General features: G+C 27.5%; 11 protein-coding genes, 1 rRNA gene and 1 other annotated feature. Of the genes, 11 read left to right on the top strand and 1 reads right to left on the bottom strand.

What is annotated here, in order from left to right:
- Nucleotides 1–65 precede the first annotated feature (65 nt).
- The 7 genes from pheS to NSA23_RS14160 all read left to right on the top strand — a co-directional run bounded on the left by pheS (nucleotide 66) and on the right by NSA23_RS14160 (nucleotide 12,019).
- Nucleotides 66–1,088 carry a phenylalanine--tRNA ligase subunit alpha gene (gene pheS / locus NSA23_RS14190; protein WP_042683315.1) on the top strand — a complete coding sequence of 341 codons (1,023 nt, stop codon included), beginning with the start codon at nucleotides 66–68 and terminating at the stop codon, nucleotides 1,086–1,088.
- Nucleotides 1,089–1,106: 18 nt separating this feature from the next.
- Nucleotides 1,107–3,503 (top strand): phenylalanine--tRNA ligase subunit beta, encoded by a 2,397-nt coding sequence (gene pheT, locus NSA23_RS14185; protein ID WP_042683316.1) that lies wholly within the window; start codon nucleotides 1,107–1,109, stop codon nucleotides 3,501–3,503.
- Between the two features lie 104 nt (nucleotides 3,504–3,607).
- A complete protein-coding gene (locus NSA23_RS14180; RefSeq protein WP_050069899.1) occupies nucleotides 3,608–4,177 on the top strand; it encodes a cell division protein ZapA in 570 nt (189 codons plus the stop codon).
- Nucleotides 4,178–4,182: 5 nt separating this feature from the next.
- Nucleotides 4,183–6,621: a U32 family peptidase gene (locus NSA23_RS14175; protein WP_042683317.1), complete on the top strand. Its 2,439-nt coding sequence runs from the start codon at nucleotides 4,183–4,185 to the stop codon at nucleotides 6,619–6,621.
- Nucleotides 6,622–6,660: 39 nt separating this feature from the next.
- Nucleotides 6,661–9,039 (top strand): endonuclease MutS2, encoded by a 2,379-nt coding sequence (locus tag NSA23_RS14170; RefSeq protein ID WP_042683318.1) that lies wholly within the window; start codon nucleotides 6,661–6,663, stop codon nucleotides 9,037–9,039.
- A 56-nt stretch (nucleotides 9,040–9,095) separates the two neighbouring features.
- Nucleotides 9,096–9,297: a binding site (T-box leader), on the top strand.
- A gap of 40 nt (nucleotides 9,298–9,337) precedes the next feature.
- On the top strand, nucleotides 9,338–11,038 hold the full coding sequence (gene argS / locus NSA23_RS14165) for an arginine--tRNA ligase (protein ID WP_042683319.1): 1,701 nt from the start codon (nucleotides 9,338–9,340) through the stop codon (nucleotides 11,036–11,038).
- 12 nt (nucleotides 11,039–11,050) lie between these two features.
- Nucleotides 11,051–12,019 carry a hypothetical protein gene (locus NSA23_RS14160; protein WP_042683320.1) on the top strand — a complete coding sequence of 323 codons (969 nt, stop codon included), beginning with the start codon at nucleotides 11,051–11,053 and terminating at the stop codon, nucleotides 12,017–12,019.
- A gap of 20 nt (nucleotides 12,020–12,039) precedes the next feature.
- Here NSA23_RS14160 and NSA23_RS14155 read toward each other — a convergent pair whose 3' ends face one another.
- A complete protein-coding gene (locus NSA23_RS14155) occupies nucleotides 12,040–12,234 on the bottom strand; it encodes a hypothetical protein (protein WP_042683321.1) in 195 nt (64 codons plus the stop codon).
- A 178-nt stretch (nucleotides 12,235–12,412) separates the two neighbouring features.
- Here NSA23_RS14155 and NSA23_RS14150 point away from each other — a divergent pair, with 178 nt between their 5' ends.
- The 4 genes from NSA23_RS14150 to NSA23_RS14135 form a co-directional block, all read left to right on the top strand.
- The gene (locus NSA23_RS14150) at nucleotides 12,413–14,179 is read left to right on the top strand and encodes a B12-binding domain-containing radical SAM protein (protein ID WP_042683322.1); all 1,767 of its coding nucleotides are present in this window, start codon (nucleotides 12,413–12,415) and stop codon (nucleotides 14,177–14,179) included.
- Nucleotides 14,180–14,193: 14 nt separating this feature from the next.
- Nucleotides 14,194–14,952, top strand: coding sequence for a hypothetical protein (locus NSA23_RS14145; protein WP_042683323.1), 759 nt, complete (start codon nucleotides 14,194–14,196; stop codon nucleotides 14,950–14,952).
- A gap of 13 nt (nucleotides 14,953–14,965) precedes the next feature.
- Nucleotides 14,966–16,087 (top strand): tetratricopeptide repeat protein, encoded by a 1,122-nt coding sequence (locus NSA23_RS14140; protein ID WP_042683324.1) that lies wholly within the window; start codon nucleotides 14,966–14,968, stop codon nucleotides 16,085–16,087.
- Nucleotides 16,088–16,566: 479 nt separating this feature from the next.
- Nucleotides 16,567–16,635: ribosomal RNA gene (locus NSA23_RS14135) — 16S ribosomal RNA — on the top strand; the annotation flags it as partial.

Raw genomic sequence — 16,635 nt, 5'->3', positions numbered from 1 at the left:
TTATGACCTTACCTTATTGGAATAGGTCTTATTTTTATATAATTAGTAGTGAAAGGAGTTAAGTTATGAAAGATAAAATAGATCAGATTAAAGAAAAGGCTATGGAAGAGATAAAATCGTTAAATAATATGGAAGAATTAGAACAAGCTAGAGTTAAGTTTTTAGGTAAAAAAGGAGAATTGACTAAAGTCCTTAGAGGTATGGGTAAGCTTTCCAAAGAAGAAAGACCTGTAATTGGGCAATTAGCCAATGAAGTAAGACAGGATATAGAAAAAGAATTAAATAATACAAAAGAAAATTTTAGAAGAGAAATTCAAAAAAGAAAGTTAGAAAAAGAAAGAATAGACATATCTATACCTGGAAAAGACATTGTTTTAGGACATAGACATCCTTTAGTAAAAACTATGGAAGAATTAGAAAATATATTTATGAATATGGGATTTAGTGTAGTTTATGGACCAGAAGTTGAAACTGTTGAAAATAATTTTGACGAATTGAACTCTCCTGAAAATCATCCTTCTAGAGATTTAACAGATACTTTCTACATAAATAAAAACTTACTCTTGAGAACTCACACATCACCAGTTCAAATAAGAGTTATGAAAGAAAACAAACCTCCATTAAGAATAGTATCAGCAGGGAGAACTTTTAGATTTGATGATGTAGATGACACTCACTCTCCTATGTTCCATCAATTAGAAGGGCTTGTAGTTGATGAAAATATAACTATGGCCAATTTAAAAGAAACTATAAATACTTTTATAAAAGTACTATTCGGTGAAGATATGCATACTAGATTTAGGCCCCATTATTTTCCTTTTACCGAACCAAGTGCAGAAGTTGATGTATCTTGTTTTAGTTGTAAAGGGAAAGGCTGTGATGATTGCAATGGTACTGGTTGGAGTATGGAGCTTTTAGGTTGCGGCATGGTAAATCCAAAAGTACTTCAAAATTGTGGAATAGATCCAGATAAATATAGTGGATTTGCTTTTGGATTAGGAATAGATAGAATAGCTATGGTAAAGTATGGAATAGATGATATTAGACTATTATTTGAAAATGATATGAGATTTTTAGAACAATTTTAAGGACTGGAGGAAGAAAAGATGTTATTACCTGTGAAATGGTTAAGAGATTATGTAAATTTAGATATAGATTCAAAAGAGTTTTCCGATAAGTTAACTTTAACTGGGTCTCATGTAGAATCCATTATTTCATTAGATAAGGGTGTTGATAAGGTAGTAGTAGGAAAAATTTTAAATATAGAAAAGCATCCTAATGCAGATAAACTAGTAATAACTAAAGTTGATATAGGAGAAGAAGAACTTAAGATAGTAACTGGTGCCCCAAATGTAAATGAAGGAGACTATGTACCAGTAGCATTAGTTGGTGCAAGGCTTCCAGGTGGAGTTAAGATAAAGAAAAGCAAATTGAGAGGGGAAGAATCCTTTGGAATGCTTTGTTCTTTTGATGAGTTAGGAGTAAGTGAAAATGTGATTCCAAAAGAACAAAAGGATGGTATACTTATTTTAGATAAAAAGTATACATTAGGTACAGATATAAAGGATATATTAGGGCTTAGTGATGATGTAATAGAACTTGAAATAACCCCAAATAGGCCAGATTGCTTAAGCATTATAGGCATGGCAAGAGAAGCTTGTGCTACTTTTAATAGGGATATAATATATCCTGAAATTTCAATTAAAAATGAAGAAGAAGATATAAAAAACTACATTAGAGACATAGAGATAGTAGATAAAGATTTGTGCAATAGATATTATGCTAGAGTTATAAAAGATGTTAAAATAGAATCTTCACCTCTATGGTTACAGACCCGACTTATGGAAGCTGGAGTACGTCCTATAAACAATATTGTAGATGTGACTAATTATGTAATGCTAGAATTTGGAGAACCCCTCCATGCTTTTGATTTAGATAAAATAGAAGATAGGAAAATTTTTATAAGAAGGGCAGTAGATTTAGAAAAAATAACTACTATCGATAAAGTAGAAAGAAATCTGAATGACTCTAATTTAGTTATAGCAGATAGTGAAAAGCCTGTGGGTATAGCAGGAGTAATGGGAGGATTTGATTCAGAAGTTACAAAGGATACAAAAACTATCTTAATAGAAGCTGCTAATTTTAATAGCAAAAGTGTAAGACTAACATCGAAGGAATTAAACCTTAGAACTGAAGCTTCAACAAGATTTGAAAAAGGAATAGATTCAAATTTATGTGAAATTGCATGTGATAGGGTATGTCAATTAATAGAAGAAATAGGTGCAGGAAAAATAGTTGGTGGATATATAGATAACTATATAGAAGAATCAGAGGAAAAAAATATTCATTTAAGACCTGAGAAGGTAAATGGATTATTAGGGACTGATATAGATGAATGTGAAATGATTGATATACTGGAAAGGTTAGAATTAAAGGTAGAGAAAAAGGAGAAATGTCTAGAGGTTTTAGTTCCTACTTTTAGATTAGATTTAAAAGAAGAAGTAGATTTAATTGAGGAAATTGGAAGAATATATGGATTCCACAATATAGAAAATAAGCCTTTAGTAGGTGCTTTAGTTAGAGGAGAAAAACCTTATGATAAAATAATTGAGGATAAGGCTAAATCAGCACTTAAGGGTATGGGAGTAAATGAGGTAATTACTTATTCATTTGTAAGCCCTAAAGTATATGATAAAATAAATCTAAGGGAAGATAGTGTTAAAAGAAATTACGTAAAAATAATGAATCCTTTAGGAGAAGACTATAGTGTTATGAGAACTACTCTTATTCCAAATATGATGGAAGTTTTAGCAAGAAACTATAATTATGGAGTTAAGAGAAGTTTTATCTATGAAATAGGTAATATATTTATACCAAGAGAAATTCCAATTGAAAATCTGCCAATTGAAAGAAAGATATTGTCTATTGGCATGTATGGAGATTCAGATTATTTTTATATAAAGGGAGTAGTGGATACACTTCTTGAAAGATTAGGGATACAAAAATGTAAATATTTAAGAGAAGAAAACCATCCTTCATTCCATCCTGGTAGAACAGCTAATATTATATATGAAGATAAAGTTTTAGGAGTTATTGGAGAGGTTCATCCAGATGTTTTAGAGAATTATCATATGAAAGAAAGAGTATATATAGCAGAAATGGATTTCCATACAATAATGGAATTTGCAAATTTAGAAAGAGAATATAATCCATTACCTAAGTATCCAGCTATTGTTCGGGATTTAGCTATAGTATTAGATAGAGATATATTAGTTAAGGATATTGAAGAAAAGATTTTAGAAAATGGAGAAGGGCTAATAGAGAAAGTTGAGTTGTTTGATATTTATACAGGAGAACAAATTCCAGAAGATAAAAAGAGTGTAGCTTATTCAATTACTTATAGATCATATGAAAGAACATTGAAAGATGAAGAAGTGTCTAGAGTTCATAGCAATATAATTAACGAATTAGAAAAAAGTTTTGCAGCTAATCTTAGGAGTTAAAGGGGTAGATAGTTCTACTCCTTTAATTAAATTTTAAAATAAAGGGAAAACAATATTTAGGGAGAATACTTATATATGAACTAAATAAAGGGAGAGGGTAAGTTATGACAGAGAAGAGAAAAGTAGAAGTTAATATAGTTGGTCGTAACTTTACAGTTTTAGGAAATGAGTCTGAAGAGTATGTAAAAGGTATTGCTGCTTTCGTAGATGAAAAAATAAAAGAAGTAAGCTCTAAAAATGAGAAACTTAATGATTTAATGGCGACTCTTCTTGCAGCATTTAATATGGCTGATGAATACTATAGAACTTATGCAGAATTAGAAAAATTAAAAGAAGAAGTTAAGGAACCTATGGAAAACTATGAAGGTCTTATAAAAGAATTAGAAGAGAGTAAATTAAAGATAAAAAAATTAGAAGAAGAATGCAATATTTGCAAAGGCGAATTATTAGAAACTAAAAGAAATAATGAAAGTATAAATAAATCTATTAAAAAATATGAACAATCAATATATTTCAAGGAAAGTGAATTAAAGCAAAATCAGAAAACTATAAAAGAATTACAAGACAAACTATATAGGAATCAAATGGAGCTAATCCATACCAAAAAAGAATTAGAAGAAACAGTAAAGGCTCTTGACAAAAATAGCAATATGTTTAGTAAGGAGGAATTTTAATACAGGTGGAAAAAGAGAAAGAAAAAGTAGAATTATTAGCTCCTGTAGGCAGTATTGAATCACTTTATGCTGCAGTACAAAATGGTGCTGAGGCAGTTTATTTAGGAGGAAAGCTTTTTAGTGCAAGACAATATGCTTCTAATTTTGATTTAGAAGAATTGAAAGTAGCTGTGAGATATGCTCATTTAAGAGGAGTAAAGGTATATGTAACTGTCAATACTTTACTAAGAAATGATGAAATAGAGGAAATTGTCCATTATATAAAATCATTATATGAAATAGATATAGATGCTTTAATTATTCAAGATATAGGATTAGCTTCTTTAATAAGAAGCATATTTCCTGAATTTGAGATTCATGGAAGTACTCAAATGACTGTAAATAATCTATATGGAGCTCTTTTTTTGGAAAATATGGGTTTTAAGAGAGTAGTCTTGGCCAGGGAGCTTTCAATTGAAGAAATTAAATATATAAAGAATAGGAGTAATATTGAACTGGAAGCATTTATCCATGGAGCATTATGTGTTTGCTATTCTGGTCAATGTCTTATGAGTAGTATTATAGGAGGCAGAAGTGGAAATAGAGGAAGATGTGCTCAACCTTGTAGAATGCCATATTCTATTGTGAATCTAGAAGATGAATATTATGGATTTGAAGCTTATGATAAAAAGTATATTCTAAGTCCAAAAGATTTAAATACTATAGACGATATAGATAAAGTAATAGAAAGTGGTATTATTTCTCTAAAAATAGAAGGTAGAATGAAAAAACCAGAATATGTAGCTACTATAGTAAATAAATATAGAAAGGCTTTAGATATAGGCAATCATAATATATCAAATGTTGATAAAAAAGAAATTAAAGAAATTTTTAATAGAGGTTTTACAAAAGGCTATTTATTCGGAGATTTTGGAACAAATTTCATTTCTTTAGATAAACCAAATAATAGAGGAATGTATATAGGCAAAGTCATAAATGTAGACAGAAATTATATATACATTAAATTGGAGGAAAACCTTAATTCTAAAGACGGAATCCAGCTTGTTACAGATAATGGAGAATATATAGGTTTTGTTATAAATAATTCAGCTAAAGAAGGAAATATATTAGAACTTGATAAGGTAAAGGGAGTAAATATAAATTCGCCAGTATATAGAACTTCTAACAGTCTTTTATTAGAAAAAGCAAAACAGTCTTTTCAAAATGCAGAGAATATAAAATTTCCTATAGATATGGAAGTCTATATATCTGTAGGAAAGGTACCAGTCCTTATTATAAAAGATGGAAAACATATTATAGAAATAAAGGGTAAGAATCCAGTAGAAATGGCTAAAAAAGTTTCTTTAACAGAAGAAAGGGTAAAAAAACAATTAGATAAATTATCAGATGAGCCCTATTATATAAACAATTTAGATATAGAATTAGGTGAAAACTCATTTCTTTCTTTAAGTGAGTTAAATAGTTTAAGACGAGAAGGAATAGGATTATTAAATGAAAAGAGAATGAAAATTAACAAAAGAGAAAAGGTTTCTGATTATTTATTTAAAGAAAGAATAGATGAATTTTTGAAATTGAATAAAAAGGAAGAAGAAGAGAAAATAAGTAAGAAATTAAATATCAAAGTGAAAAGTATTTCACAATTTGAATCTTTAGATTTAGAAAAATTAGATAGAGTATATTTAGATTTCAATGAAGATATATTAAATTCTGTTAAGGAAGCAAATAAAAAAGGGAAAGAAGTATATATATCTACTGGCAAAATACTTGGTATGAAAGAATTAAAGGATTTGGAAAATAAACTGGAATTAGTTATAGATTATATAGATGGAGTATCTGTGTCTAATTTAGGAACTCTTCAATTTATAAAAGATAAATTTGATTTAAATATTCATGGAGATATAGGATTAAACATATTTAATAGCTTTGCTTCAAAGTTTTTATGTGAAATAGGACTGAATAGTATTTCATTGTCTCCTGAATTAAATCTAAATCAGATAGAAGAGGTATGTAGAAAAGGGAACATAAGCTATGAAACTATTGGATATGGATATTTACCTATTATGGTTCTTAAATATTGTCCTATGTCATTAGTAAAAGGTTGTGATAATAGTTTAAATTGCAACAAATGTTCCTTCAGAAAGGGATATGGATTGAAGGATAGAAAAAACAAGATATTTCCATTTTTAAGAGAGAATGAGACGACTACTTTGTACAATACTGTTCCTATTATGGTACTAGAAGAAATAGAGTCTATTTACAATAGTGGTGTAGATATGATAAGATTAGATTTTTCTTTTGAAGAAAAGGGAATTGATATTATTCAAAAAGCTTTTTATGACTATAAAAATGGAATGGTAGATAGGGAAGAAATAAAGGAAGTAGTAAATTCTTATAAAGAAAGAACTGGAATAACTAGAGGTCATTATTTTAGAGGAGTTTTATAATTTTTATACAAACTTCTAAGTTTTGAGGTGATAAATTTTATGAATGAACGAACGCTGAAAGTATTAGAATACTATAAGATAATTGATAAATTAAAAGATAAAACAGAATCACATTTAGGAAGAAATATGGTAGAAAACCTAAGACCTTCTACTGATATTGAAGAAGTAAAATATATGCAAAGAGAAACTAGTGAAGCTGTAGCTCTTCTTATAAAAAAAGGAGAACCTCCACTATATGGAATAAAAGATTTAATGGTAGAAATTAAAAGAGCAGAAATGGGTGGCTCTCTTAGCCCGGGAAGTTTATTAAAAGTTTCAGATTCTTTAAGGGTATCTAGAAATCTTAAGAACTATATAAAGAAAACTAGAGAAGATAAGGATTCTAATTATCCAATTTTAGAGGGACTTATAGATTCATTAAGAATGTTTAAAAGGATAGAAGATAGTATAAACAATGCCATAATAAGTGAAGAAGAAATTTCTGATAATGCTAGTGCCAATCTTAAAAATATTAGAAGGCAGATAAATGTAAAAAATGGATCTATAAGGAATAAATTAAATTCTATAGTTAATTCTTCAACCCACAAAAAATATTTGCAGGATGCTATTGTAACCATTAGAGATGGACGATATGTGGTGCCTGTAAAACAAGAGTACAGGGCTAAATTTCCAGGACTAGTACATGACCAATCTTCTAGTGGAGCTACATTATTTATAGAACCTATAGCGGTTGTAGAATTGAACAATGAGTTAAAAGAGTTGCAGATAAAAGAGAAAAAGGAAATAGAAAAAATACTTCTAAAATTAACAGAGCTTGTAGCAGAAGAAAGTCAAAGTATTAGACAAAATCAAAAGATATTAGAAAAAGTAGATTTTATATTTTCAAAGGGAAAATTAGCTCTAGATATGAAAGCTTCAGAACCTATGTTAAATAAAGATGGTTATATAAATATAAAAAAGGGAAGACATCCTCTTTTAAAAGTAGAAGAAGTAGTTCCTATAGATATATATATTGGAAAGGATTTTAATACTCTAGTTATTACTGGTCCTAATACTGGAGGTAAGACTGTAACTTTAAAAACTACAGGTTTATTAACTCTAATGGCTCAATCAGGTCTTCATATACCTGCTGACTATAATTCGGAAATAGCTATATTCAATCATGTTTTTTCTGATATAGGTGATGAACAGAGCATTGAACAAAGTTTAAGCACATTTTCTTCTCATATGACTAATATAATTAATATACTAGAAAATATTAATGATAATAGTCTGGTGTTATTTGACGAATTAGGTGCAGGAACAGATCCAACAGAAGGAGCAGCTTTAGCGATGTCTATTTTAGACTATTTACATGGAATGAATATAAGAACTATAGCTACTACCCATTATAGTGAACTTAAAATTTATGCACTTACTAAAGAAGGAGTAAAAAATGCTTCTGTTGAATTTGACCTAGAAACGCTAAGTCCAACCTATAGACTTTCAATTGGAGTTCCTGGAAAGTCTAACGCTTTTGAAATATCTAAACGTCTTGGTTTAGATAATTATATAATAGATCATGCTAGAACCCTTATATCAAAAGAAAATGTAGAATTTGAAGATGTGCTTCAAACTATAGAAGAGGATAGAAAAATAGTAGAAGCCAATAAGATGGAAACTGAAAGATTAAAGCAGGAGATAAAAAGATTAAGAGAAGAATCAGATAGGGAAAAAGAAAAGATATCTGAAAGAAGAGAAAAGATAATTAGAAATGCAAAAGAAGAAGCAAGGGGCATTTTAAAAAGTGCAAAAGAAGAATCTGATACCATTGTATCGGATTTGAGAAAAATTTCATCAGATATAGAAAAAGAAAAGAATAGAAAAATACAAGAAGCACAAAATAAATTGAAAGAAAGTTTAGGAGATGTAGAGGGAGATTTGTCCAGTAGTGTATTAAATGTGAAAAGTAATAAACCACCTAAAAATTTAAAAATTGGAGAAACAGTAGAAGTTTTATCTTTAGAACAACAGGGAACAGTATTATCTACTCCAGATGAAAATGGAAATGTAAATATTCAGGTGGGAATAATGAAAGTAAATGTTCATATATCTACATTGAAAAGAGCTAAACATAAGAAAGTGGATCAATCTCAAATCAGTGCAAAAAATATAATTAAATCTAAAGCAAGAACTGTTAGTAAAGAATTGGATTTAAGGGGAGAAAGACTAGATGAGGCTCTTTTGGATATGGATAAATATTTAGATGATGCGTATATAGCTGGTCTAAAAGAAGTAATAATAATACATGGGAAAGGTACAGGAGTCTTAAGAGAGGGAATATCTAGTCTTTTAAAAAGTCATAGACATGTAAAATCATATAGATTAGGTAATTATGGTGAAGGTGGTACTGGAGTAACAGTAGTTGAATTAAAATGATTTCTTGAAATTTTAAGTATTATATTATATATTAATAATTAAACAAATTAATAAAGGAAAATTCTATGAAGAGGAGAGTAGAATATAATTTTGTTAAAGAGAACTAGGGATGGTGGGAGCTTAGTACAAATTTATATTTGAAAAGAACCTTGGAGAATACATCTGAAATGAGTAGGATGATACGTTTATAGCGTTATGAAAACAAGTGGGCAATTTGCCAATAAGAGTGGTAACACGGAGTTAACCTTCGTCTCTATATAGAGACGAAGGTTTTTTAAATATGAAGGGAGGATTTAATATGATTAATTTTAAAAATGAAGTAGCAAAATTAATTTCAGAATTAGATAATAATCTAGACAGAAAAGAAATAATGTCCCTAATTGAAGTACCTCCATCCTATGAAATGGGAGATTATGCTTTTCCATGTTTCAAGTTGGCTAAGGTATTTAGGAAAGCACCGAATCTTATTGCAGAGGATATAGTTTGCAAGATAGGAGAAAATGATTATTTTGATAAGATAGAAAGTAAAGGGCCTTATGTAAACTTTTTTATTGATAGGACAATTTTTACAGAAACTGTCCTTAAAGAAATAAAGAATAAAAAAGAAAACTATGGTTCTTCAGATATAGGTAAAGAAAAAACTGTTATAGTAGAATATTCATCACCTAATATAGCTAAACCTTTCCATATTGGTCATATAAGGACTACAATTATAGGTCATGCTCTTTATAGAATATATAGTTTCTTAGGATATGATACAGTGGCCATAAATCACTTAGGAGATTATGGAACTCAATTTGGAAAACTAATTGTGGCTTATAAAAAATGGGGCGATAGGACTACTGTAGAGAAAGATCCTATTAATGAACTATTAAAATTATATGTTAAATTTCATGAGGAAGCAGAGAAAGAAGTTAACCTTGATGATGAAGCTAGAAGATGGTTTAAGAAATTAGAAGATGGTGATGAAGAGGCATTTGAACTATGGAAATGGATGAGAGATATAAGCTTAAGAGAATTCAATAAAGTATATGATATGTTAGGAATTGAATTTGATTCTTTTACAGGAGAGAGTTTCTATTCAGATAAAATGCCAAAAGTAGTTGAAGATCTTCAGGATAAAGGTCTTTTAATTAAATCACAAGGCGCTGATATAGTAGATTTAGAACCTTTTAATATGCCACCAGCTTTAATAAGGAAAAGTGATGGCTCTACATTATATATAACTAGAGATATAGCTGCAGCTATTTATAGAAAGGAACATTATGATTTTTATAAAAATATTTATGTAGTAGGTTCAGAGCAAAATCTTCATTTTAAACAATGGAGGAAAATTATAGATTTAATGGGATATGATTGGGCAGATGATTGTATACATGTAACCTTTGGAATGGTAAGTTTAGAAGATGGTACTTTGTCCACTAGAAAAGGCAAAGTAGTCTTCTTAGAAGATGTATTTAAGAAAGCAGTAGAAAAAACGAGAGATATTATAGAAGAAAGAAATCCAAATTTAGAAAATAAAGAAGAAGTAGCAAAACAGGTAGGTATAGGGGCTATTGTATTTCAAGAATTATTTAATGGTAGAATAAAAGATTATACTTTCTCATGGGATAAAACTTTAAGCTTTGAAGGGGAGACAGGTCCCTATGTTCAATATGCCCATGCTAGGGCAAATAGCTTATTGGAAAAAGGAAATTTTTTGGTAGAAGATGAAATTGACTATTCATTATTAAAAAGGGATGAAGAAATAGATATTATAAGGCTTTTATATGATTTTCCTAATGTAATAATAGATAGTGCAGAAAAAAATGAACCATCTTTCATAACAAGACATATAGCAGAAATTGCAAAGTCATTCAATAGATTTTATCACAATTGTCCAATACTTAATGAAGAAGAAAGTCTAAGAAAATCAAGACTTCACTTAGTCTACGCCACAAAATTAGTAATAAATACAGGGCTTTCGTTATTAGGAATAGAAGCTCCTAACAAAATGTAAAGGAGAATACGAATGGAAGAAAAGAAGGTTATAAACTTTCTTTTAAATATATTTAATATGATTGATGAAGATGAAGAAAAAAAATATATATCAGAAATAACAGTTTTAACTATAAAAAGTCTTATGCCATCAAAAAAAGTAGTAGGAACTAAAGTAGATTATAAAAGATTTCATGAAGAAATGAGACTTTGGTATTATTATAGAAATGGAGAAAACCCATCTATCTTAAATAGTATAGAATTATCTGATACAGATATATATTTGAATGGTATAGATTATAGCCTTTATATTAGATTGGCTCCTATAGTATTTTCTAATAGCCAATGGGAGATTATTAAGAATGAAGTATTGAAAAATATATTATATACTACAGGTAATATAAAGATGATATTAGAGGGAGTATTATTATCTAAAATATTATTTTTAACAGCAAATAATAGTGAAGATATTGTTTTGGAATTGAAAGATGAGATAATATCTTTTTCTCAAGTGGATTTTTTAGATAGATACTCTAGATTTTTCAGAGTGCCGCCAGATGAATATTATAAAAAATTTGCTATAGACTTTGAGAGAAACAGAATAGAAATAATAAATTTACTTAATGGCATATCTTCAAATAGTTTTAATATTTTAGAAGAAGCCTTATTAGTAATTAAAGAAAATACTATAGAAGATAAATTTCATATTTTTTCTAAAGGATTATATTTTATGAAAAACAATATTTATATTGACAGCAAAGAAAGTTTAAAATTTCAACAAGATTTATGTCACTATATTTGGAGTTTAAATAAAGGAAGGATTGATCCTAAACTTTTAAGTATTGAAAAATATTATTTACCAGATATATTTTCATTTAATGAAGGTGAGGAATTCTTTCATTCTTTACTAAATAGATGTAAGGTTCTTAAAAAAGAAAAAATATCAGGAAAAATGAAAGTTTATATTTCCACAAAATCAGGCATATATATATTTAAAAAATAAAGACCCTCTATTATGAGGGTCTATTTTTCTAAATAGTTTAGGAATTCTTCTTCACTACTGTCTGCAAGTAAACTTAGTTCCTTTATTATATTATTTTTTAAAGTTAAAAAATCTGTTTGATTAGTTTTTTCTCCAGTATATTCAAGTGCTTCAAGAATTATTAACATATCTTTTTTAGACATTTCGGCAATAGAAATTTTATCAAATTCGTGCATATAGTTCATTCCTCCCCTAAATATTAATCATACTCTTCCTAATTAAGTAATATTCTATATAGTTTAACAAAATCCTTTTTTATAGTAAAAAAAGCTACAAAATGCTTTTATTTTTATAAATAGTTTTAAAGGTCTTGTGCTATAATGTAATTAATCAAAAGAAAAGGAAGGATAGATAATGAAAACAATAATAACTACTTTGAATTCTAAATTTATACACTCGTCATTATCCGTTAGATACTTAAAAAGCATATGTAGGGATATTCCAAATATAGAGGTGTATGAGTTTACAATAAATCAAAATAAAGATTATATAGCTGGGGAAATTTATAAAACAAAACCAGATATTGTAGCTTTTTCTTGTTATATTTGGAATCTAGAAGAAACTTTAAATATATGTGAAGTACTGAAAATTGTAAATCCTAGCATAAAGATAGTACTAGGAGGCCCAGAAGTTTCCTTTGACGGAGAGAATATACTTAAAAAATATAGTTTTATAGATTTTATAATATATGGAGAGGGAGAGCTAACTTTTAGGGAACTTATTATTAGGCTTATAGATAAAAAAGAGAAGTATATGGATATAAAAGGTTTAATATATAGGGAAAAGGAGAAAGTAATAATAAATGAGCCTAGACCTCTAATTAAAAATTTAGATACAATTCCTTCACCATATGAAGAATTGTCTGGATTAAAAAATAAAATAGTATACTATGAAAGCTCAAGAGGATGCCCTTTTAACTGCCAGTTCTGTCTTTCTTCAACTATAAAAGGAGTAAGATTTTTTAGTTTAGATAGGGTAAAAGAAGATTTAGGAAAACTCATAGATGCCAAGGTAAGACAAGTTAAATTTGTAGATAGAACTTTTAATACTAAAAAAGAATATGCAATGGAAATAATGAAATTTATTATGGATAAAGATCCTAAAAATATGAATTTTCATTTTGAAGTAACAGCCCATTTATTAGATAAAGAAATGTTAGATTTTTTAAGTAAAGCTAAAGAAGGACTTTTCCAATTTGAAATTGGAATCCAATCAACAAATCCAGAAACTATAAAGGCAATAGGTAGGACTACGGATATAGAAAAGGCAAAAGAAGTAACTAAAATTATAAAAAGCTATAAAAACATACATCAACATTTAGATTTGATTGCAGGTCTTCCGTATGAAGACTATAATACTTTTAGAGATTCTTTTAATGAGATATATGAATTAAGGCCAGAAAAACTTCAGTTAGGGTTTTTAAAACTGCTTAAAGGATCTGGTTTAAGAAAAAATAAAGAGAAATATGGATTTAAATTTTTGGATAGACCTCCTTATGAGGTTTTAGCAACAGAATATATTTCTTATGATGAAATGCTAAAACTAAAGACGATAGAAGATTTGTTAGAAAAATACGGAAATGAAAGTAGTTTTGAAAATTCACTTCAGTATATTATAAAAAATTATTATGATAGTCCTTTTTGTTTTTATGAAAAATTTGCTTGTTATTGGGAAGAAAAAGAATATCATAAATTATCTCATAGTAAAAAAAAGCTTTATAAAATATTATATGAATTTTATAAGGATGTAGTTAGAAAGAATTTAAATATATTTAATGAAATATTAAAATTTGATTATATTACAAATAATGTGGATTTTAATATTCCTAATTATATAAATAGAGTAGATGTAGATAAATTAAGAAGTGAAAGACATGATTTTTTACAGAACTATGAGAATTTATTAGAGTATCTACCTAGTTATAAAAATATATCTCCAAGAAAAATTATTAATGAAGTACATTTTGAGACATTTAATTTTAATATTATTGACTTTATTGATAACAATTATAGAGTTAAAGAATTAAGGAAAATGAAAACAACTTTATTATTTATTTATAAAAATAATAAAGCTTTAAATAAATGTGAAGTAAGAGATGTTACAGATAAATTTAATTCATAGAAGGAGGAATAATATTGGACTTATTTAGGGACATATTTCTTATAAATTTATCAGCATCAAAAAAGGCTTCTAAAGGGTTTTATAAAAACTGGCTTATTGTATTTACAGGGCTTGCATATACTTTTTTGAATATAATAATTTTTAGCATTACTGGTTTATTATTTAAAGGTGTATTAAGCATGTTAGCTGGGATTATAGTAGCTATAGTAACTAGTAGTTTAATTTCTAACTACTTTTATCTTTTATACAATGTAATTAAATATAATAAATTTACTTTCCAAGATTTTAAAGATGGATTTGGCCATTTTCTTTGGAAAGTATATGGAATATTTTTTATAGCATGGTTGGTAAGTTTTTTATTAGGGGGATTAAGGGGAATATTATCTGGTTCAGTTAGTAGATTAAATGCAATCATCAATATTTTAATACTAGTAATATTTAATCCATTACCAGAAATAATCTATCAAAAATCTTTATCTCCATGGGAATCTATAGTTTATTCTTTTGAATTTATGAAAGAAAATTGGGCTAATTGGTTATTACCAAATGTAATATTCTTTTTTATAATGTATAAGTTTACTGGAAATGCATTAACAGATATATTTACAACTCATTTAAACTATAATTTAGATATTAGCATTTTGGGATTATTAAAATATCTATTGGGACAAGTGCTATTTTCCTTTATAATGATATATAGAGGTTTCTTATTTGAGATTTTGAGTACTAGCACTAGGAGAAAAAGATTTTATATGAAAAAATTTTATGATTAGTAGGTGATAAATTATGGAATTAAATGATTATTTTAAAGAAAAAACTGAAAATCTGTCTTTTATTGAGTTGAAGGCAAATTCTTATATAGAAATAAATGATTATAAAATTAAAGATTATATACCATTACCAATTATTACAGATACCCTTATTGATGAAATCAAAGCTGGAGAAATGGATGAAGATATAAAGGTTTCCAATTTGATTGAAGGTATAATATATACTTTAGGGGTAGATCCACAGTTTAAATATGTAAATGAATATAAAGATATACTTTTTGCTTATAATTCTAGAATTAAAGAATATATATTCCATATTGGCGTAAAAAATTTAATGGAAGAAAAAATAGATAAAGCTATGATTTGTTTTAGAGCATTATTAATCATTGATAAAGATAATGTAGAGGGATTATTTAACTATGGAATTTCTTTAGAAGAAAAAGCTAAAGAATTTTTCAAATTAGAAAATAAAGAGAAAGGAGATGTATTTTTAAAAGAAGCAGTTAAAAGAGTAGAAACAATACTAGATATTTCACCAGAATATTCTTTAGCATATTATAAATTAGGATATTATTATAAATATTATGGACAATTTTTAAAAGCTAGGCTTATATGGGAAAAGTTTATGGTTTTAGATAAAGATGGAGAGAGAAAACAGGAAATAAGGGAAGAACTAGATATTATAGAAGATGATTCAGATTATGAAGAAGGATGTAATTTACTTTTTTCAGGAAGGCATAAAGAAGCAATTGAAAAATTTATAAATCTAAAAGGTGGACATGATTGTTGGAATTTAAATTATATGATAGGTCTTTCTTATAAGGGTATTGGTGATATAAATAAGGCCATAGAGTATTTTGTGAAAGCATTAGAATTAAACGAAAATGAAGTAAATATATATAATGAATTAGGAATATGTTTATTTTCTATTGGAAACTTTGAAGAAGCTATAGAAATATTTACAAGAGGAGCTGAAATAGACAGAAAGGATTATAAAATAATATGTAATCGAGGAATTGCTTATTTCCAATTAGGAATGATAGAAAAAGCTATTGAAGACATAGATAAGGCTTATAAGATAAATCCTCAAGATGAAGCGGTTAATAGATTTAGAAATGAGTTAAAATATGATGCTTAAGATATATTATTTGTAAAATATAGTAGAATAGTAAATATATTTTGAAGAAAAAGTAGGAAAAACAAAGAAATATAGAGGTAAAATGAATTAAGAAGATAAAATCTCCTGAAAATCAATATAAACGAAGTTGAACTGTTTTTAAAAACATGTTAAGTTATTAACTGTCCTTTGAAATAGGAAAATATAAAATTAAAGATATAAAGCTTAAGAAAAAAATGAAGATTTTTTAAAAAGACTATTGACAAGGATAGAAAAACATGATAAAATTTTAAATTGTTGCTTGAAATATTAATTAGATTTACTAAATAAATAATTTAAAAAAACAGTTGACAAACATTACAGAATATGCTATATTAGATAAGCAACTCAAAAGAACCTAGAAAATTGAACAGTGTAAAAAGTCCTTAAGTTAATAACTTTAAATTAAAACTTAAGTTCATATGAAAATATGAAAGTAAGTAATTCTGAGATTAAACTTTTATTATGAGAGTTTGATCCTGGCTCAGGATGAACGCTGGCGGCGTGCCTAACACATGCAAGTCGAGCGA

The organism is Anaerosalibacter massiliensis (assembly GCF_024623155.1).
GTDB classification, from domain to species: Bacteria; Bacillota; Clostridia; order Tissierellales; family Sporanaerobacteraceae; genus Anaerosalibacter; species Anaerosalibacter massiliensis.
This window is presented reverse-complemented; position numbering and strand designations above follow the sequence as displayed.